Annotated in this window: 17 protein-coding genes; 10 read left to right on the forward strand and 7 right to left on the reverse strand. The window is 71.5% G+C overall.

What is annotated here, in order from left to right; all coding sequences use genetic code 11:
• Positions 1-288: 288 nt before the first annotated feature.
• Together MKK82_RS00165 and MKK82_RS00170 are read left to right on the forward strand one after the other, a co-directional pair.
• Positions 289-1,425, forward strand: coding sequence for a branched-chain amino acid ABC transporter substrate-binding protein (locus tag MKK82_RS00165; protein WP_243984191.1), 1,137 nt, complete (start codon positions 289-291; stop codon positions 1,423-1,425).
• Positions 1,426-1,556: 131 nt separating this feature from the next.
• Positions 1,557-1,760 carry a hypothetical protein gene (locus MKK82_RS00170; protein WP_238293676.1) on the forward strand — a complete coding sequence of 68 codons (204 nt, stop codon included), beginning with the start codon at positions 1,557-1,559 and terminating at the stop codon, positions 1,758-1,760.
• Between the two features lie 34 nt (positions 1,761-1,794).
• Here MKK82_RS00170 and MKK82_RS00175 read toward each other — a convergent pair whose 3' ends face one another.
• Positions 1,795-2,361, reverse strand: coding sequence for a tyrosine phosphatase family protein (locus MKK82_RS00175; protein WP_238293678.1), 567 nt, complete (start codon positions 2,359-2,361; stop codon positions 1,795-1,797).
• Positions 2,362-2,502: 141 nt separating this feature from the next.
• On the opposite strand from MKK82_RS00175, the gene MKK82_RS00180 reads away from it, so the two are divergent.
• Together MKK82_RS00180 and MKK82_RS00185 are read left to right on the forward strand one after the other, a co-directional pair.
• Positions 2,503-3,636, forward strand: coding sequence for a TRAP transporter substrate-binding protein (locus MKK82_RS00180; protein ID WP_238293680.1), 1,134 nt, complete (start codon positions 2,503-2,505; stop codon positions 3,634-3,636).
• A gap of 26 nt (positions 3,637-3,662) precedes the next feature.
• The gene (locus tag MKK82_RS00185; protein ID WP_238293682.1) at positions 3,663-5,069 is read left to right on the forward strand and encodes a phosphatase PAP2 family protein; all 1,407 of its coding nucleotides are present in this window, start codon (positions 3,663-3,665) and stop codon (positions 5,067-5,069) included.
• 13 nt (positions 5,070-5,082) lie between these two features.
• On the opposite strand, the gene MKK82_RS00190 is transcribed toward MKK82_RS00185, so the two are convergent.
• Positions 5,083-5,460, reverse strand: coding sequence for a PH domain-containing protein (locus tag MKK82_RS00190; protein WP_243984193.1), 378 nt, complete (start codon positions 5,458-5,460; stop codon positions 5,083-5,085).
• A gap of 503 nt (positions 5,461-5,963) precedes the next feature.
• Here MKK82_RS00190 and MKK82_RS00195 point away from each other — a divergent pair.
• Positions 5,964-7,352, forward strand: a complete 1,389-nt coding sequence (locus MKK82_RS00195) for a deoxyribodipyrimidine photo-lyase (RefSeq protein WP_243984194.1) — start codon at positions 5,964-5,966, stop codon at positions 7,350-7,352.
• Positions 7,353-7,508: 156 nt separating this feature from the next.
• Here the strand turns inward: MKK82_RS00195 and MKK82_RS00200 are convergent, their stop codons facing one another.
• A complete protein-coding gene (locus MKK82_RS00200) occupies positions 7,509-8,486 on the reverse strand; it encodes a helix-turn-helix domain-containing protein (protein ID WP_279602604.1) in 978 nt (325 codons plus the stop codon).
• Positions 8,487-8,660: 174 nt separating this feature from the next.
• On the opposite strand from MKK82_RS00200, the gene MKK82_RS00205 reads away from it, so the two are divergent.
• The 3 genes from MKK82_RS00205 to MKK82_RS00215 all read left to right on the forward strand — a co-directional run bounded on the left by MKK82_RS00205 (position 8,661) and on the right by MKK82_RS00215 (position 11,193).
• Entirely contained in the window at positions 8,661-10,034 is a 1,374-nt protein-coding gene (locus MKK82_RS00205) for a chloride channel protein (RefSeq protein WP_238293704.1), read from the forward strand.
• A gap of 114 nt (positions 10,035-10,148) precedes the next feature.
• Positions 10,149-10,328, forward strand: coding sequence for a DUF1328 domain-containing protein (locus MKK82_RS00210; protein WP_007566531.1), 180 nt, complete (start codon positions 10,149-10,151; stop codon positions 10,326-10,328).
• A 10-nt stretch (positions 10,329-10,338) separates the two neighbouring features.
• Positions 10,339-11,193 carry an SDR family oxidoreductase gene (locus MKK82_RS00215; RefSeq protein ID WP_243984196.1) on the forward strand — a complete coding sequence of 285 codons (855 nt, stop codon included), beginning with the start codon at positions 10,339-10,341 and terminating at the stop codon, positions 11,191-11,193.
• 284 nt (positions 11,194-11,477) lie between these two features.
• On the opposite strand, the gene MKK82_RS00220 is transcribed toward MKK82_RS00215, so the two are convergent.
• The gene (locus tag MKK82_RS00220) at positions 11,478-12,437 is read right to left on the reverse strand and encodes a cation diffusion facilitator family transporter (protein ID WP_243984198.1); all 960 of its coding nucleotides are present in this window, start codon (positions 12,435-12,437) and stop codon (positions 11,478-11,480) included.
• A 167-nt stretch (positions 12,438-12,604) separates the two neighbouring features.
• Between MKK82_RS00220 and MKK82_RS00225 the strand changes: the two genes are divergently transcribed.
• Positions 12,605-13,042 (forward strand): HIT family protein, encoded by a 438-nt coding sequence (locus tag MKK82_RS00225; RefSeq protein WP_238293695.1) that lies wholly within the window; start codon positions 12,605-12,607, stop codon positions 13,040-13,042.
• A 3-nt stretch (positions 13,043-13,045) separates the two neighbouring features.
• On the opposite strand, the gene MKK82_RS00230 is transcribed toward MKK82_RS00225, so the two are convergent.
• The 3 genes from MKK82_RS00230 to MKK82_RS00240 form a co-directional block, all read right to left on the reverse strand.
• Entirely contained in the window at positions 13,046-13,453 is a 408-nt protein-coding gene (locus MKK82_RS00230) for a PilZ domain-containing protein (RefSeq protein WP_238293697.1), read from the reverse strand.
• A 275-nt stretch (positions 13,454-13,728) separates the two neighbouring features.
• Complete coding sequence (locus MKK82_RS00235) at positions 13,729-13,959, reverse strand: hypothetical protein (RefSeq protein WP_238293699.1); 231 nt, start codon at positions 13,957-13,959, stop codon at positions 13,729-13,731.
• A 116-nt stretch (positions 13,960-14,075) separates the two neighbouring features.
• Positions 14,076-16,163 (reverse strand): NAD(+) synthase, encoded by a 2,088-nt coding sequence (locus MKK82_RS00240; protein ID WP_243984199.1) that lies wholly within the window; start codon positions 16,161-16,163, stop codon positions 14,076-14,078.
• A gap of 529 nt (positions 16,164-16,692) precedes the next feature.
• Between MKK82_RS00240 and MKK82_RS00245 the strand changes: the two genes are divergently transcribed.
• Positions 16,693-18,796: DNA translocase FtsK (locus MKK82_RS00245; RefSeq protein WP_279602606.1), on the forward strand; the 2,104-nt coding region annotated here is incomplete at its 3' end.

Here is an 18,796-nt window from a genome sequence, read left to right on the forward strand (position 1 = left end):
CTCCCAGGCCTTCCGCATGCGCAACCGGGACCTCGTCTACGTCTCCAACGCCCCCTTCACCGAAGTCTCCAAGGTGCTCGCCGCCTTCAACGGCGTCACAGGACCCCTCGCCTCCGCGGCAACCGCGTACGCCTACGCGAAGTGACGACGGGACGGCGCCGGGATCGACCGCGGAAAAAAATCGCGTTTCGCCCCGTCCTCGCGTATGGGCGTTGTGTGCGGTGCGGACCTGCGGCTACGGAGCCGCACCCCGTGGCCGCAGCGCGTTAGGATGCCTAGAAGAGCCCGATGAAGATCGGACGCGTCGTCCCCGCAGCCTGGCCGTTCCGGCCCGCGCTGGTTTCCTTAAGCCTGTGCATCGCGCTCCTGTCGGCAGGGCCGGCGGCGGCCGACCTGATGATCGGCGTGGCTGTGCCGCGCTCCGGCCCCTACGTCGCCGTGGGCGAACAGGTGCTTCGCGGGGTCGAGGCCGCGGCCCGGGACGCCAACGCCATGGGCGGCCTCGACGGGCTGCCCGTGACCCTCGATGTCCAGGACGACGCCTGCGATTCCAACACCGCGACCGCGGTGGCCAACCATTTCGTGCGTTCCGGCGTCCGCCTCGTCGTGGGCCATGTCTGCTCGAACGCCTCGATCGCCGCCTCCGACATCTACGCGCAGAACGGCGTGGTGATGATCACCGCGGCGTCGGTGGCGGCCCGGCTCACCGACCGCGGCTTGCCGACCGTGTTCCGCGTCTGCGGGCGCGACGACGATCAGGCCCGGCTGTCGGCCGCCGTGCTGGCCGAGCGGTTCCGCGACCGCAAGATCGCGCTGCTCCAGGATCAGACCCCCGCCGCCCGGGCGCTCGCCGCCGCCACCAAGGACAACCTCAACCGCATCGGCGTCAACGAGGCGCTGTCGCTGTCCTTCTCGCCGAGCGACGCGGATGACGCCGCCCTGGTCGACCGTCTCAAGGGCGCGGGGATCGACGTGGTCTATTACGGCGGCGACGCCGCCGAGATGGGCCGGCTCGTCCGGATCGCGGCGGACCGGGGCTTCCGGCCGCAATGGTTCGGCACCTCCTCCATCGCCACGCCGGACTTCGCCAAGGTCGCCGGACCGGCGAGCAACGGCGTGCTGATGACCTTCTACCTCGACCCGAGCCGGCAGCCCGCCGCCGCGAACGTGGTGAAGACCTTCAAGGCCGAGGGCATCGATCCCACCGGCTCGACGATCTACGGCTACGCGGCAATGCAGGCCCTGGTCGCGGCCGGCAACTTCGCCCATTCCACCGAGCCGCGCGCGATCGCGCAGGCGCTCCACGCCGAGCGGTTCGACCTCGTGCTCGGCACCGTCGGCTTCGACGCCAAGGGCGATGTCACGGCGCAGGGCTACGTGCTCTACGTGTGGAAGGACGGGAGCTTCACGCCCGCGGGCAAGTGACGAGCCGCGGGCTTCGCCGGGGCGAGCCGTGGGGGTCCGGTGCGATCGGGCTGGACGGTTGTGCGCCGACCGCGCCATGAGGGCGGGGTTAGGGCGATGGGCCGGACGATCGGGCTGCAGGAGATGGAACGATGAAGAGCGTGTTCGCGATCGCCACCGTACTGGCGCTGCTCAGCGCCGTACCCGCCTCCGCCATGAGCTGCTGCCGCGGCAAGGGCAAGGCTGGGATGATGTGCGGCAAGGCCGGCATGGCGATGAACCACGCCAAGGCCGGCAAGGCCGGCGGCTGCTGCTGTGACGGCATGGGCGGCGCCAATATGAGCAGGCGCACCTGAGCCGCGACGGTCAGGTCGACCGGCGGCCTGCCCGTCACCGCTCCGCCGCCTCCACCTCCGCTCCGCGCCCGAGCCCGCGCAGCAGTTCGGCGAGGTGCGGCCGCACCCGCAGCTGCAGCGCGTGGAGCTGCCGCACCGCCTCGCTGAGCCGCCCCTGCCGGCCGAGCATCCCGTCCGCGAAGCTGATCATCCGGGCGTTCGGCCAGGCGGGCTCGCGCAGGGCGTGGAGGCGCGCCACCAGGGCCTCAGCCGGGACCTCCGGCTCGGCCTGCGCGAGCAGCATCAGCAGCGCCGCCGTGGAGCGCGACAGGCCGTAATGGCAATGGACCAGGAGGTGGCCGGCGCCGTCGAGGTCGCGGCCGAAGGCGAGGATCGCCGCCACGTGCCCGGGCTCGGGCGGCACGAGGCCGTCCCCGGGCCCGAGGCAATCGTGGAAGTGGAGCGTCGTGCGCGCGTGGGCGCCGTAGGCCGCGAAGGCCTCGGGCTCCGGCGTGCCGGGATCGAGCAGCGACAGGACGTGGCTGACGCCGCGCGCCCCGTGGCCGGACAGCTCCTCCAGGCCGCAGACGGTGTGCAGGGTGACGGAGGGCTCGGATCGCATCCGGGGCGCCTAGCACGGGCCCGGGCGCGTTGCGACCCGCGACGGAACTGCCCGCGCCGTCCGCGGCTTTCGAGAACCGGCGCGGACATGCTACCTGCGGCCCCGATCCCGCGCCGGACGGATCGGACACGCTCGGACGAGATGCCGTTGGACGAGACACATATCGCGCTGCTCCCCCTGACCGGGCCGCGGCGCCGGACCGTGCTGGCGGCCGGCCTCGGCGCGGCGGTCGCCGGGCCGCTCGCCGCCCCGGCCCGCGCGGAGGGCGCCCCCGAGCTGCGCTGGCGCCTGTCGTCGGCCTACGCCAAGACCCTCGACATCCTGTTCGGCGCCCCGGAGGCCCTCAGCCGGATCGTCGCCGAGGCCACCGACGGCCGCTTCCAGATCCAGGTGCAGGGCCCCGGTGAGCCCGTTCCGGGGGAGGGCCTGCTGGACGCGGTCGCGGCCGGCACCGTCGAGATGGGCCACGGGCCCGCCACCCTCGGCATGGCCAAGGACCCGACCTTCGCGCTCGCCACCGCGATCCCGTTCGGCCTCAACGCGCGCGGCGCCGCCGCATGGTGGCACGCGGGGGGCGCCGCCGAGCTGTTCGCCGAGGTCTTCGCCAAGGCGGGCCTCGTCTGCCTGCCGGGCGGCAACACCGGGGCGCAGATGGGCGGCTGGTTCCGGCGCGAGATCAAGAGCCTCGCCGACCTGCAGGGCCTGAAGTTCCGCATCGGCGGCATGGGCGGGCAGGTGCTGACCAAGTTCGGCGTCCAGCCGCAGGCGGTGCCGGGCCCCGAGATCTACGCGGGGCTGGAGAGCAAGAAGCTCGACGCCGCCGAGTGGATCGGCCCCTACGACGACGAGCGGCTCGGCCTGCAGAAGGTCGCGCCGGTCTACCACTATCCCGGGTTCTGGGAGGGCGGCGCGATGCTGCACTTCTGGTTCAACGCCGAGAAGTGGAAGGCGCTGCCGAAATCCTATCAGGCGATCCTGCGGGCCGCCGCCGCGCAGGTGGGCGCGGAGGTGCAGGCCAAGTACGATGCCCGCAACCCGCAGGCCCTGCGCCGCCTGGTCGCCGGCGGCGCGCAGCTGCGTCCCTTCCCCCAGGAGGTGATGGAGGCCGCCCTCAAGAACGCCAACGACGTCTACGGCGAGATCGCCGCCAAGAACGCGGATTTCCGCCGCGCCTACGAGGCGATGCGCACCTTCCGGAACGAGGAGTACCTCTGGTTCCAGGTGGCGGAATACACCTACGACAACTTCATGATCCGGGCCCGGGCGCGGGGATAGCCCGGGCCGGAAACGAGGAGGGGCGCATGAACGGGACCGTGAGAATCGGGCTGGTGCTGCTTGGGGCCGCTATGCCCCTCCCGGCGCTGGCGCAATCGCCCGCCAACCTGACGGCCCTGCGCGGGCTGGTCCCGGTGGCGCGGCTGCAGCTTTCGCCGGAGGGCCGGGCGGCGCTGGACGCGAACCTGCGGGTCACCGGCGACATCCAGACCGGCGACCTCGCGCAGCCGGTCCTGCTCCCCTTCCCCGAGCAGCAGCAGCTCGCCCTGCGGGACTGCTTCATCACCGACGGCAACGCCGCCAACCTCGCCGACGGCCTCGGCACCACGCTCGCCCAGGCCTACCAGGCCAAGGCGACCTACAGCGACTACAAGACCTTCACCAGCATCGCGCCGGCGGTCGCCAACCTGATCGGCTACACCAACAACGTGACGAAGGCGGATTCGAACTCCGGCAAGTACTTCTTCGCCAACGCCACCACCAACGGCCAGACCCCGGTCTCCACCGACGCCGCGGCGATCCTGGCGGACGGCGCCGTGACCGACGCGTTCGGGAAGGCCTATGATCGCCCCGCCGGCAGCCCCGGCGCCGACCGCTACGGCAATTCACGACCGTTCCAGACCCTGCCGCGCCTGCGCGCCTACCGGGGCAAGGATTATTTCGGCGACCCGTCCCACAGCCTCGACTGGCTGCGCGGCCCCTCGCAGAACCTCGTCGACAGCCCGTCCTATCCGAGCGGACACACCACCTACGGCTACACCGAGTCCATGCTGCTCGCGCTCCTGGTGCCGGAGCGCTACCAGCAGATGGTCGCCCGCGCGGCCGAGTACGGCAACGACCGGATCATCGTCGGGGCGCACTACGCCATGGATGTGCTCGGCGGGCGGGCGACCTCGCTGCACGCGCTCGCCCACCTGCTGGCCAACGATCCGGCCTATGTCGGCCAGATCCGGAAGAACCCGGCCGTGCTCGACAAGGCTACGGCGGAGGCCGACAGGACGGTGAGCGTGACCGATTACCGGGCGGTCCTGACGGAGGCCCGCGCGGCGATGACCGCGGCGCTGAAGGCGGGCTGCGGCGACGCGGTGGCGGCCTGCGCCGCGCAGGATACGGGCCGGTTTAAGGACCCGGCCGCCAACGCGGCCTTCTACGCGGCCACCCAAACCTACGGTCTGCCGGTGGTGCATCCGGAGACCGCCGGCCGCCGGGAGGACGTGGGCAAGGTCGCGCCGGAGGCCGGCCACCTGCTCACCGCGGCCTTCCCGGCGCTGACGCTGGACGAGGCCAACGCCATCCTCACCGAGACCCAGGGACCGGGCGGCGGCTTCCTCGACGACGGCTCGGAATTCGGGGTCTATTCCCGGATCGACCTCTACGCCGCCGGTGGCAAGGCCGCGGCGCTGGCGGCGAGCCGGGGCGGCGCGACGCGCTGAGGCCGCGGAGGTCTCAGCGCAGCGCGCCCTCCGCCAGGGCGCGCTGGATGCCGGGGACATCCGTGCCCTTCCCGAGGGTGCGCTCGATCGGCTGCGGCATGCCCGAGACCCAGATCTTGAGCTCGGCGTCGAGGTCGAACGTGCCCGCCGTCTCCACCGAGAAGCGGACGATCGCCCGGTAGGGAACGGACAGGAACTCGACCTTGCTGCCGGTGACGCCCTGCACGTTGATCAGGATCACGCGGCGCTCCGTGAAGACGAAGACGTCCCGGATGATCCGGAAGGCGAGGCGCGCCGTCTCGCCGTCGATCAGGATCCCGTCGAGTCTGCGCGCGAGGGTCGCCGCATCGACCGCGGTGCCGTGCCCCAGCAATCCGTCCAGCAGGCCCATGACCCGACACTCCTCCGCCCGATGGCAGGATGCCGCCGGGGTGCCGGCCCGGCAACCGCGGGTCGGCAAAGAAAAAAGGCCACTCCCGAAGGAGCGGCCCGAAGTCTAGGGAGGAAACGCCCAAGAAGGGCTGCGGGAGGACGACGCCATCGCCATCCCGCGCTGCACAATCTGCGCTCGCGGAGGAAAATTGCAAGGGCACCAGGACAGCAGGGCTGTCCTTTTGTGCGCCCGCACACGCGTCCGCGACCGCGTGTGTCGAAAATGTCGCAGCGCCCCCGGGGCCGATGAACTCTGATCGGCGCAGCCACGGCCGCGTCGCCCGTCGCGTAAGTCCCTGATGAGGGAAGGTTTTGTCGAGGTGATCCGCGCCGCGGGGCCGCGGATCGATTGCGTCCCTGCGCCCCGCCCCCGCGGAGGGACGAACTCATCGTCCGCTCTAGCTCATCCGCCAAGTCTCCGAAGTCTCCAGCGCGCTGCGCGAAGCAAGGATCAGGGTGAGCATGGCGATCCAGGGTGAGCGGATCCGGGTCCTCAACGACGTCGAGCCCCGCGCGGACGGGGCTTACGTCCTCTACCTGCTGCAGCAGGCCAACCGGGCGACGTTCAACCCGGCGCTGGAATTCGCCATCGCGGAGGCGAACCGCCTGGACCTGCCGGTGGTCGCCTGCTTCGGCCTGCTCGACGGCGCCAGCGGCTTCCCCGAGGCCAATGCGCGGCACTACGCCTTCCTGCTCCAGGGGCTCGCGGACGCGAAGGCGGGCCTGGAGAAGCGGGGCGTCGGTTTCGTCATGCGCAAGGCCTCGCCCGCCCGGGTCGCCATCGACCTCGCCGCGGATGCGGCGCTCCTCGTGCTCGACCGCGGCTACCTCGCCATCCAGAAGGGATGGTACCGGGAGATCGCCGCGGCCGTGGAGACCCGGATCGTCCAGGTCGAGGGCGACGTGGTGGTGCCGGTGGAGACGGCGTCGGGTAAGCATGAATTCGCCGCCCGGACCCTGCGGCCGAAGCTGAACCGCCTCTGGGATCCGTTCATCGCCGCCCTGGCGCCGCGCAAGCCGAAGCGCGCGGCCGGCGCGCTCGAGCTGAAGAGTGCGATCGACGTCTCCGATCCGGAGGCGGTACTGGCCGGGATGACGCTGGACCGGGTGGTCGGGCCGGTGAAGCGGTTTGTCGGCGGCGAGACGCAGGCCCGCCAGCGCCTGGCGGCATTCCTGAAGGACGGGTTCTCGGGCTACGGGGCCGGGCGCAACATGCCGGAGGCGGCCGCGGCCTCGCACATGAGCCCCTACCTGCATTTCGGGCAGATCTCGCCGGTGGAGATCGCGCAGGCCATCCGCGCGGCCAAGGTCGGCGATGACGACGACCGCGGCGCCTACCTGGAGGAACTGATCGTCCGGCGCGAGCTCGCCATGAACCACGTCTTCTACACCGAGGGCTACGACGACTACGACAGGGCCGTCCCCGAATGGGCGCGCAAGACCCTCGCCGAGCACGCAAAGGACGAGCGCCCCCATGCCTACTCGGAGGAGCAACTCGCGGCCGGCGAGACCCACGACCGCTACTGGAACGCGGCGATGCGCGAGATGCGCGAGACCGGCTACATGCACAACCAGCTGCGGATGTACTGGGGCAAGAAGATTCTCGAATGGTCGCCTTCGCCCCAGGAAGGGTTCGCCCGGACGCTCCGCCTCAACAACCGCTATTTCCTCGACGGGCGCGACCCGAACTCCTTCACCAACGTCGCCTGGGTGTACGGCCTGCACGACCGCCCCTGGCAGAACCGCCCGGTCTTCGGCACGGTCCGTTATCAGAGCGAGAACTCCCTGAAGAAGTTCGACGCCAAGTCGTATGTGCGCGCGGTGGAGGACCTGTGCGCCGCCGAGCGGTGAGGGCCGCCGGCGACAGACCCGTCGGCGAACCCGGCGGACGCCGGATGGCGCGGCATCCGCCGTCGCTACACCCGTGCCGGGCTTTGCCCGCCCAGGCCGTCGCCTCTTCCCTCCGGGGCCGCGGGAGCGGCGGGCGATCCGGCGCGTGCCGGCCCTTCACAGCATGGCTGCGGTGGCCCGGGCCAGGGCGGTGTGGCGATACTGGCGCGGGCTGACGGCGTAGCGGTTGCGGAAACGGCGGGAGAAATGGGCTTGGTCGACGAAGCCGCAGCGGTAGGCCACTTCGCCCACCTGCAGATGGAGATAGGCCGGATCGGACAGGCGCTGGGCGGCCTTCTCGAGCCGCAACTGCCAGATCCAGGCCGCAAGGTTGCGCCCGTCGTCGCGGAACAGTTCCTGTAAACGGCGCAGGGAAACGCCCACCGCGGCCGCGACCCGCGACGGGTTGAGGTCGGGATCGCCGAGATTCGCCGCCGCGTAGGCCTTCGCCCGCTGGAGGGTCAGGGTGCCCTGCAGGGCCTTGGGTGCCTCCATCGCCATCCGCTCGGCGAGGCTGGCGATGATGAGGTCGATCCCCGCCGAGATCATGCGCTCCGCCGAGTCCGGCGTCAGCCGGTCGCCCGCGCGCAGCAGATTCCCCAGGAACGAGCGGGTCAGCGTCGTGGTCGGCAGGTTGCCGCCCACGGTCAGCCCGGCGAAGCGGCGCGCCGATCCCAGCATGGCCTCGAGCCGGACCCGGGGGATCTGAACGGCCAGAACCTCGCTGTATCCGCCGTGCTCGATCGTCCAGGGCGTATTCGTGTCCCGTATTGAGAAATCTCCGGCAATATCCTTCCCACAATATTCGTTTTGCTCAGCCTTTACGGTGCCGGAGAGCACTATACTCAAGAAAAGATAATCAGATTTATTGTTTTCATGTCGAAGCATCGGGCGCGTGGTCGCGGCTCTGAGATTGCTCAAAGAAAATCGCGTGAACACCAGGCATCCGATTTCCCTGCCTTCTATCGTCGCGTGGAACGGCGCGTCGCCCAGGCAGTTCTGCGCCATCGGAACGAGGCGATCTTCGCAGAGATCCCGCCACTGGCGGAATCGGTCCTCCGGTCGGATTCCATCGGTCGAGAAGATAGTCTGCATCGCCGCGGCGCTATGGACCTGATTGATCTGGTCCGCAACTGCGCCGTTGCTTTCGCGCCGCGCCTCCGCGTAATCGGCGGAGGCCGGGACGCGCTTTTTAAGCGGTGCCGGGGGTCAATCTTTGCCGGTTGCGGTATAGCGGCTGCTTCGGCAGCGCGGGTGCAGTGCTCTACCATGGTCGAGATGCGGGACGACGCGCTGGAGACGATCGAGGCCCCGAAGCGCTCCCGCTACCGCCGCTCGATCCTGCGCCTGCGCTCGGCCTCGATGGGGGCCTACCCCCTCTGGCGCAGCCGGCTGCTGTTCCTGGCCGGCGGCATCGGCGTAGGCCTCGCCGCCGTGCTCATGGCCAAGGGCGCCGACCTCGCGCAGGACGGGTTCCGGCGGCTCACCGCGCCCTCGCCGCTGATCGCCCTGGTGCTGACGCCCGCGGGCTTCGCGCTGGCGGCTCTGCTCGCCCGCACGGTGTTCCCGAACTCGCAAGGGTCCGGCATCCCGCAGGTGATCGCCGCCCGGCACGCCCGGGACGCGGACTTCCGTTTCTCCCTCATCTCCCCCCGGGTGGCGCTCGGCAAGGTGCTGGTCCTGTTCCTTGGCCTCCTCTCCGGGGCCTCGGCGGGTCGTGAGGGACCGACCGTGCAGGTCGGCGCGGCGATCATGGCGGCCTTCGGGCGCCTGACCCCGGACCGGCTGCCGGGCCTGCTGCTCGCCGGCGGCGCGGCCGGCGTCGCCGCGGCGTTCAACACGCCGCTCGCCGGCATCGTGTTCGGCATCGAGGAACTGGGCCGGGCCTACGAGGCGCGCTCCTCCGGCCTGATCGTGGCCGGGATCGTGGCGGCGGGCCTGACCTCCCTCGGGCTGCTCGGCAACTATACCTATTTCGGCACCACCCAGGCCGACCTGCCGCTGGCGGCGAGCTGGATCGTGCCGCTGATCGCCGTCGCGGGCGGCCTCGCGGGCGGCCTGTTCAGCCGCGTGGTGATCCTGTTCGCCCGCGGCCTGCCCGGAACGTCCGGCCGCCTGATCAAGACCCGGCCCGTGGCCTTCGCGGCGGCCTGCGGCCTGTGCGTCGCCCTGTGCGGCCTCGCCTCCGGGGGCGGCGCCTACGGCACCGGCTACGAGGAGGCCCGGGCCATCCTCCACGGCGACGCCGCGGCGGGCTTGGCCTACGCGCCCCTGAAATTCGCCGCCACCGTGCTCAGCTCGATCAGCGGCATCCCGGGCGGCCTGTTCGCGCCGTCGCTGGCGGTGGGGGCCGGCCTCGGCGGCGCGATCCACGGCGTCCTGCCGGACATGCCGGTGGGCGCCCTCGTGCTCATGGGGATGGTGGCCTACCTGACGGGCGTGCTCCAGGCGCCGATCACCAGCTTCGTCATCGTCACCGAGATGACCCAGAACCACACGATGGTGATCCCGCTGATGGTGGCCGCGCTCCTGGCGGATGCCGCCTCCAAGGCGGTCTGCCGGGGCGGCCTCTACCACACGCTGGCGGAGATCATGCTGGAGCGCGCGGACGCGCCGGCGCAGGCGGTGACGAAGACCGGCTGAGGCGCCCTGAGAATAAAAGCGGCCCGAGGGGAAACCCCCGCGGAACGGTCGCGCTTGGCGGCGGTTGAGGCAGCGAACATCGGCCCTGTCACGGGGCCCCTCCGGAGTGACGCCATGACCCTTCTCAAGTGGGCCCTCATCTGCTTCGTGATCTCGCTGATCGCCGGCGGCCTCGGTTTCACCGGCATCGCCTCGGGCGCCGGCTCGCTGGCGCGGATCCTGTTCGGCCTGTTCCTGCTGGTCGCCATCGTGATCGTCGTGATCGCCTTCGCGGTCGGACAGGCGGTGTTCTGAGGCCGCCGGGATGCGCGACAAGGTCTGCCTCGTCACCGGGGCGACCAGCGGCATCGGCTACGAGACCGCCCTTGGGCTCGCGCGCCGCGGCGCGCGGGTCGTCATCGTGGGGCGTGATGCCGCCAGGACGCAGGCCTGCGCGGGGATGATGCGGGACGCTGCCTCCGGCGCGCGCGTGGATGCGCATGTCGCCGACCTGTCGGCGCAGGCCGAAATCCGCAGGCTCGCCGGGACGTTGCGCGATGCCTACCCGCGCCTCGACGTGCTGGTGAACAACGCCGGCGCGATCTTCGACCGGCGCACCCTCACCGTGGATGGCATCGAGCGCACCTGGGCTCTGGACCACCTGGGCTACGTGCTCCTGACCCTCGAACTCCTCGACACCCTGAAGGCCGCGGCGGCAGCCGGCGCCGAGCCGCGCATCGTCAACGTCGCCTCCGCGGCCCATTACCGGGGGCACATCGACTTCGACGACATCGGGGGCGCCCGGCACTACGGCGCGATGCGGGCCTACGCGCAGGCCAAGCTCGGCAACGTCCTGTTCACCTACGCGCTGGCCCGGCGGCTGCGCTACAGCGGCATCGCGGTGAATGCCCTGCATCCGGGCGTGATCAACACGGGCTTTGCCAAGAACACCGGCGGCCTGTTCGGCACCGCGTGGTCGCTGATACGGCCGTTCCTGACCACCCCCGAGAAGGGGGCCCGGACGTCCCTCCACGTGGCGAGCGCCCCGGAGCTCGACGGCGTCACCGGCCGCTACTTCTCGCATTCCCGGCCGAAGACCTCCTCGTCCGAGAGCCGCAACGAGGCGGTGCAGGAGCGGGTCTGGGCGCTGAGCCTCGAGCAGGTGGGCCGGAGCGCCTGAGCGGCCGGATCGCGGCTCAGGCGCGGGCCCCGATCCCGTCCGCGGGTGCCGAAGGCCGCGACCACCAGTTGGACCATGGCGGCTCTGTCCGGAGCAGCCTCGATCCCGGCCACCGGGGACGCGCCGTAGGGATCCTGATCCTCCGCACGGCGGCCGTGAGGTGCGACGCTTCACTGCGAAGGGCGGCAGGCTGGTCCTCCGCGTTGATCCGCATTGTCCGGACGCAACCGGAGGACGGCCAAACGCCGTTCGGGCCGGCCGTCCGGCAGGATCGGCACACCCCCTCAGGCCGCCGCCCGTACCCCGTGATCCCCCTGCTGCTGGATCTCGATGAACACCCGCTTGACGTCCGTGTTGCGCTCCTTCAGCGCCCGGTCGAGACGCGTCACCAAGCTCTCGACGTCGCCCGCGCTCAGGTCGTCGGCCATGTCGATGCTGAGGTTGACCAGGATGTCGGCGGGGCCGAGGTGCTGGGTGAGCACCTCGTTGACGTGGAGCACGCCCGGTTCGGCGCGCGCCAGCTCCGAGATCGCCGCCACGATCTCGGGGTCGGCCGCCTCGCCGATCAGCAGGCCGTGGGTCTCGACCATCAGGAACCCGGCCATCCCGATCAGGACGAGGCCGATCCCCACCGAGGCCCAGCCGTCGAGGCTCGGCATCTCGAGGACATGGCTCAGCGCGACGCCCGCCAGCGCGATCAGCAGGCCGATCAGCGCGGCCGTGTCCTCGGCGAGAACGGTGAACAGGGTCGGGTCCTTGCTGCGCCGGATCGCCCGCAGCGCCGAGTGTCGGCCCTTCTCGGCCCAGAACTGCCGCATCGCCACGAAGAACGATATGCCCTCGGCCACGATGGCGAAGCCCAGGATCGCGACGTTCACCCAGATGCCCGGCAGCCGGTAGCCGAGGAACTCGGCGTCCACGTCCGGCTCGGGATGCCGGATCCGCTCCATGCCCTCGTAGACCGCGAAGACGCCGCCGCCGAGGAAGATCATCAGGGCGACCACGAAGGCGTAGAAGTAGATCTCGCGCCCGTAGCCGAAGGGGTGGCGCGCGTCGGCGGGCCGCTCGGCCCGTTTCATCCCGACGAGCAGCAGCACCTGGTTGGCCGTGTCGACCATCGAGTGCACGCCTTCGGCCAGCATCGCGGTGGAGCCCGTCAGCGCCCCGCCCGCGAACTTCGCCGCCGCGATGGCGAGATTCGCGCCTGCCGCCGCGTAGATCGCACCCGTGCTCTCGTGCGCCATCCGGAACTCCCCGACCTCGGTTCTGCATGTGGACGCCCGGCCGGGTGCCGGGACACGCGGACCCAACCGCGGCGGTGCAAGCGTTCCGGTCCGCCGGCGGTTCCCGTGTGGACGCGGCTGGGCGCCCCGTGCAACCTGTCGCGGCTCAGGAAGGACCCGGAAGCAGCATGGCCGACGCCCGCTACGACCCCGACAACATCTTCGCCAAGATCCTGCGGGGCGAGATCCCGTGCCACCGTGTCTACGAGGACGCGCACACGCTGGCCTTCATGGACGTGATGCCCCAGGGCGAGGGCCACACCCTCGTGATTCCGAAGGCGCCCGCCAGAGGCTTGCTCGACGCCGATCCGGCTTCGCTCGCCGCCCTGACTGCCAGCGTCCAACGCGTGGCCCAGGCCGTGAAGACCGCGTTCAAAGCCGACGGATTGACGGTGTTTCAGTTCAACGAGCCGGCCGGCGGGCAGACCGTGTTCCACCTGCATGTCCACGTCGTCCCGCGGCGCGAGGGCGTGCCTCTGAAGCGCCACGAGGGGGGCATGGCCGACAATACGGTATTGGCCGAGCACGCCGCGCGGATCCGCGCCGTCCTCGAAGGACAGGGCTGACTCTCAGGCCGCGCTCGCCGCCTCACCGGTCTGGGCCATGCTGGCGAGCAGCCGGCGCAGGGCGGCGTTTTCGGTCTCAAGCTCACCGATGCGCTTCAGCAGCATGCTCACGGAGGCGTCGGTCGCCGCCGGAGCGGGGGCTGCGGTGGTGGCCCGGGCCTGCTCGTCCGCGAAGGTGACGCCGATGCCATCCTCGCGCCGCCAGCGCAGGGTCGCGCGGAAGGTTCGGTCCTTCTGCGGAATGTACAGGTCGAACGCCTCCGGCAGCGTGGTGGCGTCGCTCATGACCAAGCGCGCGCCAGTGGCGGACATATCGCGCACCAAGCAGTCGAAGCTCGACGAGCCGTTGTTGAACACGATGCGGCCCTTGAGGAAGACCCTCTGGCGCGCCTCTCTGCGATGCTCCGACATTTGGGCGGCTCCGGAATCCCGACGATGCCGGGATTTCTGCACGCCAGCCCTTAAGGAATCTTCGTCGGAATACCGGACTTCATGGCTCCTGCACTGGCGAGTGCGGACGCGAGAGGGGCAGGCCGGTTTTCGCGGTCCCAGCTGCGATCGGACGGCTCCGCGCGTCCGCTGCCGTCGTCGAACGAGCGTGAGCGGCTGGCCTGGCGTCGCTTCCCCGCGGAGGAGGGGCGCCATTCCTGCGCTCCCGACCGACGCGCCGCCGTCAGCCCACCCGGTCAGTCGATGAAGCGCCGGTCCACCGTCTGGAACAGGTAGAAGCCGTTGAAGCGCACCGCGGTGTCGGCGGCCCTGTCGTCGAAGTCGAGGGGCTGCCGGCTCCCGTCGCAGAGCTTGCCGCCGAACGTCCAGCGACCGGCGCCGATGAAGGGCGGGACGGTGCTGGCTTCCGGCACCGCGCAGCAGAGACCTTCCTCGCCCTTGAGCCGGAACAGGTTGTAGCTTCGCATCCGAAGTCCTCCGCCTGGCCGCCCTCGAAGCCGATTCTTCCCAATGCGAGATCTCGCACTGCAAAGAATCGGCTTGACCGTGCTCATAATGGCACAATCGGTCGAGTTTGTGACGGTCAAGTTTCAGGGACGTTTCGGTTCAGCTCCTCGATCCAGATGCGGGCGGACCCGTCGGAGGGCGCGCGCCAGTCGCCCCGCGGCGACAGGGAGCCGCCGGCCGAGACCTTCGGCCCGTTCGGCAGGGCCGAGCGCTTGAACTGGCTGAAGCCGAAATACCGGCCGAGGAAGACACCGAGCCAGCGGCGGATTTCGGGCAGGGCGTAGGCGACCCGCTTGGTCTCGGGGAAGTCCGGCGCCCAGAAGCCCCGCTCCCGGTCGCCCCAGGCGTGGAGCGCCAGGAAGGCGATCTTCGAGGGCCGGAACCCGTAGCGCAGCGTATAGAACAGGTTGAAGTCCTGCAGGGCGTAGGGGCCGATCGTCCCTTCCGTGCTCTGCGGGCTGTCGTCCTGGTCCACCGGCACCAGCTCGGGGGAGATCTCGGTGTCGAGGACCGCCTGGAGGGTGCGGGCCTCGTCCGGCCCGACCTCGCCGTTGCCGATCACCCAGCGGATGAGGTGCTGGATCAGGGTCTTGGGCACGCCGGCATTGACCGCGTAGTGGCTCATCTGGTCGCCGACGCCGTAGGTGCACCAGCCCAGCGCCAGCTCGGAGAGGTCGCCGGTGCCGACCACGATGCCGCCCGCGTGGTTGGCCAGCCGGAACAGGTAGTCGGTGCGCAGGCCCGCCTGCACGTTCTCGAAGGTCACGTCGTAGACCGCCTCGCCCCTGGCGAAGGGGTGGTTCATGTCGGCGAGCATCTGCTTGGCCGCCGGGCGGATGTCGATCTCGGCGGCCGTGCAGCCCAGCGCCTTCATGAGCGCGTGAGCGTTGGTCTTGGTGGCGTTCGAGGTGGCGAAGCCCGGCAGCGTGTAGGCCAGGATGTCGGAACGCGGGTAGCCCAGGCGATCGAAGGCCTTGGCGATCACGATCAGCGCGTGGGTCGAATCGAGGCCGCCCGAGACGCCGATGATGGCCTTGCGGGTGCCGGTGGCCTCCAGGCGCTGGGCGAGGCCGACGACCTGGATGTTGTAGGCCTCGTAGCAATCCTGCGCGAGGCGCGCGGGATCGGCCGGCACGAACGGGAAGCGCTCGATCCGCCGGATCAGGCCGAGATCGGCCGCGGGCGGGGCGAGGCGGAACGGGACGCGACGATAGGGGAGGACGTGCCGGCGCGCGTCGTCGTCGAAGCTGCCGGCCTGGAGGCGCTCCTGGGCGATCAGGTCGAGGTCGATGTCGGCGCGCGTCGTCACCGGCCCGTCCGGGAAGCGCTCGCCCTCGGCGAGGCGCACGCCCAACTCGTCGATGCTGGTCTGGCCGTCCCAGGACAGGTCGGTGGTCGACTCGCCCTGGCCGGCCGCCGCGTAGACATACGCGCAGGCACCGCGCATCGAGGCTGCCCGCGACAGGAGCGCCCGCGACTCGGCCCGGCCCACCGTGATCGGGCTGCCCGACAGGTTCGCCAGCACGGTGGCGCCCGCGAGCGCCGCGCGCATGCCGGGGGGCTCCGGCACCCACAGATCCTCGCAGATCTCCACCCCGACCACGAGGCCCGGCAGGTCCTCGGCCGGGAATAGCAGGTCGGTGCCGAAGGGCGCCTCGTGACCGGCCACCCGGATGGTCTCGCCCGCGAGTCCGGCGCCGGAGGCGAAGTGGCGCTTCTCGTAGAATTCCCGGTAGTTCGGCAGGAAGGTCTTCGGCACGACGCCGAGCAGCCGGCCGCCCTGGATCGCGAGGGCACAGTTATAGATGCGGTGGCGCCAGCGCAGCGGCGCGCCGACCAGCAGCAGCGGCCGGAGGGACGCCGACTCGGCGATCACCCGGGCGGCGGCGGCCTCGACCGCGTCCAGCAGGGTCTGCTGGAGCAGCAGATCCTCGATCGCGTAGGCGGACAGGCCGAGTTCCGTGAACACGGCGAGCGCCGCCCCTGATTCGTGGCAGGTCCGGGCGAGGCCGAGCACCACGTCGGCGTTGCGCTCGGGTTCCGCCGGGTGGCTGCGGCCGGTGCAGGCCGCGACCCGGGCGAAGCCGTGTCGATACAGCGACCGGAACTGCGCCGGGCCGGCCGTCCGGGGATCGGCGAGGGAGAGGGAAGGCGGCTGGGTCACGGGCACCTGAACGGCAGAGGAGGCTGTCAGCCTAGGCAAACGCACGCAGGCGCGCCACAGCTTCGTGGGCCCGGGTTTTTTGATCGGCCGCCGGTCCCGGGGGCGGCGCTCCGCGGCATGACCGCGGACTTCGCCCGGGCAGGGCGTGGACGCGGCGTCGGCGGATATCGCAGCGCGGTTGCGCGCCTGCGCGGTCCGCCGCCCATGCGGCGACCCCGACCGCCTGGAACGCCCGCGCGACGTCCGGAACGCTCGCCCGGCGTCCGGGATGACCGAGCACAGTGCAGTGCAGCACACTCCGCCCGGGACCTTATGGTTTCCGCGGAGCGGGGCGGCGGCAAGCCTCCATTAACGACAAATGGCCTAACTGACGGCAGCCGCCGCGCGTCGGCGGATCCCTGTTTCGAGTATCGTTCGAGAACCCATGCGCGCATCGGGACGGCCTCCGTACTCCCACCGTGACCCCGCCCGGCCCGTCCGCGGCGGTGACCGTCCGGGCCTCTCACTCGGAGCCCTGGCGCATCGACTCATGGCGTTCCGCGCGAGCCTCGCCCGGCGCCTGTCAGGCACGCCGGCCGGGCTGCCGGCCCGGCCGGCCTACGGCGTCCCCGGTCGCCGGACCGAGCCGAGTTGGCTGACCACGCCGGCCGCTCTCGTCGGCCGCGAGGGGCCGGAGCGCTCTCCGCGCGCCGCCGGCGCGGCGCAGCCCGGGCACCAGTGGCCGTCCCAGGTCTTCGACGACCGGGCCAGCCTCGACGCGCTCGACGCCTCCTTCGAGAGCCGGATCGACCGCAGCGCCTCCTCGCCGGGCGTGCTCGTGCGCCAGCCGCGCCGGCCCGCCGCCATCGCCCCGGAGGGCGCGCCGCTCGCCGCACCGGTTCCCCCTGCGTCGGCCTCGGCCGTGCGCTGGACCCGCACGCCCGATTCCGTCCTCCAGGAGCGCCGCCAGCGCGCCCTCGACGCCGAGCGCGTCGCCCTGGAGCGGGCCCGCGCCGAGGCACAGGCGGCGAGCCTCGCCCTGGAGACCGAGCGCGCCGCCCGCGAGGAGGCCGAGCGGGCGGCGATGGCCCGCGCGGAGGCCGCGCGCCTCGCGCCACCCGAGACCGTCTTTTCCGAGGCGGCCGATCCGGCCGACGACGCGCTGCCCTTGTGGCGCCAGCCCTTCGTCGCCCCGCCGGGCGTCCGCTACTTCCGCACGCCGGACCGCCGGCCGGTGCGCCCCGCCGTCGAGCTGGCCTCGTCCACGGCCGTGATCGCCCCGGTCGAGCCGCTTCCGGCCGTCGAGGCGCCCGCGCGCGACTGGTCCGATCTTCCGGACTGGTCCGGGGTCCAGCCCTGGTTCGACGGCGGCGACTGGTCATCGGTGGAGGCCTGGGCGGCGCTGGAAACGGCCGCCGAGGCGGCGAAGGCCGAACCGCAGGGGGCGTCCGACGCGCACGTCGCCGCGATGACCCACGACATCGCGCATCTCACCGCACTGCCGCCGCGGCCGGTCTACGTCCTCGACCGGCTGGTGCGGTTCGACCAGCCGCCCCGGCCTTCCGCCGGGCAGGATAACGGCTTGGCGTCCGCCGGCATCCCCGGGGTCGACGAGGCCGCCGCGATCCGGAGCGCGTTCGGGCCGTCCGCGCCGGCGGCGACGGCCCTGTCGCTGGTCTTCGGTCCCGGAAGCGCCCCGGCGGAGCCCCCGGTGGCGCCGTCCGCCGAGACTCCCCGCCGCGCCCCGGTTCTCAGCGCCATGGCGGCCCGGGCGGCGATCCGCGCGGCCGGTCAGCCGACGCTCCCGGTTCAGCCCGAATCCGTCCCGGCTTCGGCGACCGTCGCACCGGTCCCGGAGCGGGGCGAGGCCGAGCGGGTGGTGATCCCGATGACGCCGCGCCCGGTCCTGCTCCGGGGCAAGCTGGCGCCCCAGACCGAGCCCGCCGCGGTCGAGGCCGCGACCGTCGCGGCGGAGATCGCTCCGGTCCAGACGACGGCCGAGACGATTGCCGAGACGACCCCTGAGAGGACCATCGAGACGACCGCCGAGACGATTGCCGCGCCGGTCCCCGTGCCGGCCGCGCTCCCGATGGTCGCGCCGCGGGCGCACCTGATCCCGGCCGGCCGCCACCTCGAGATCGCGTCGATCGAGAACGCCGACTACGAGCTGCCCTCTCTCGAACTGCTCGCCCTGCCGGCACCCGGCGGCAGCGAGGAGGTCGATGCCGACGTGCTGGAGCAGAACGCCCTCAACCTGCAGCAGACGGTCCAGGATTTCGGGGTGCGCGGCGACATCCTGGCGGTGCGGCCGGGCCCGGTCGTCACCCTGTACGAACTCGAGCCGGCCCCCGGCACCAAGTCCAGCCGCGTCATCGGCCTGTCGGACGACATCGCCCGGTCGATGTCGGCGGTCTCGGCCCGCGTCGCGGTCGTGCCCGGCCGCAACGTCATCGGCATCGAACTGCCGAACGACACCCGCGAGACCGTCTACCTGCGCGAGTTGCTGGCATCGGCGGATTTCGCGGAGAGCAAGCACAAGCTGGCCCTGTGCCTGGGCAAGAACATCGGCGGCGAGCCGATCATCGCCGACCTCGCGCGCATGCCGCACCTGCTGGTGGCCGGCACCACCGGCTCGGGCAAGTCGGTGGCGATCA

The organism is Methylobacterium sp. E-046, assembly GCF_022829625.1.
GTDB lineage: Bacteria > Pseudomonadota > Alphaproteobacteria > Rhizobiales > Beijerinckiaceae > Methylobacterium > Methylobacterium longum.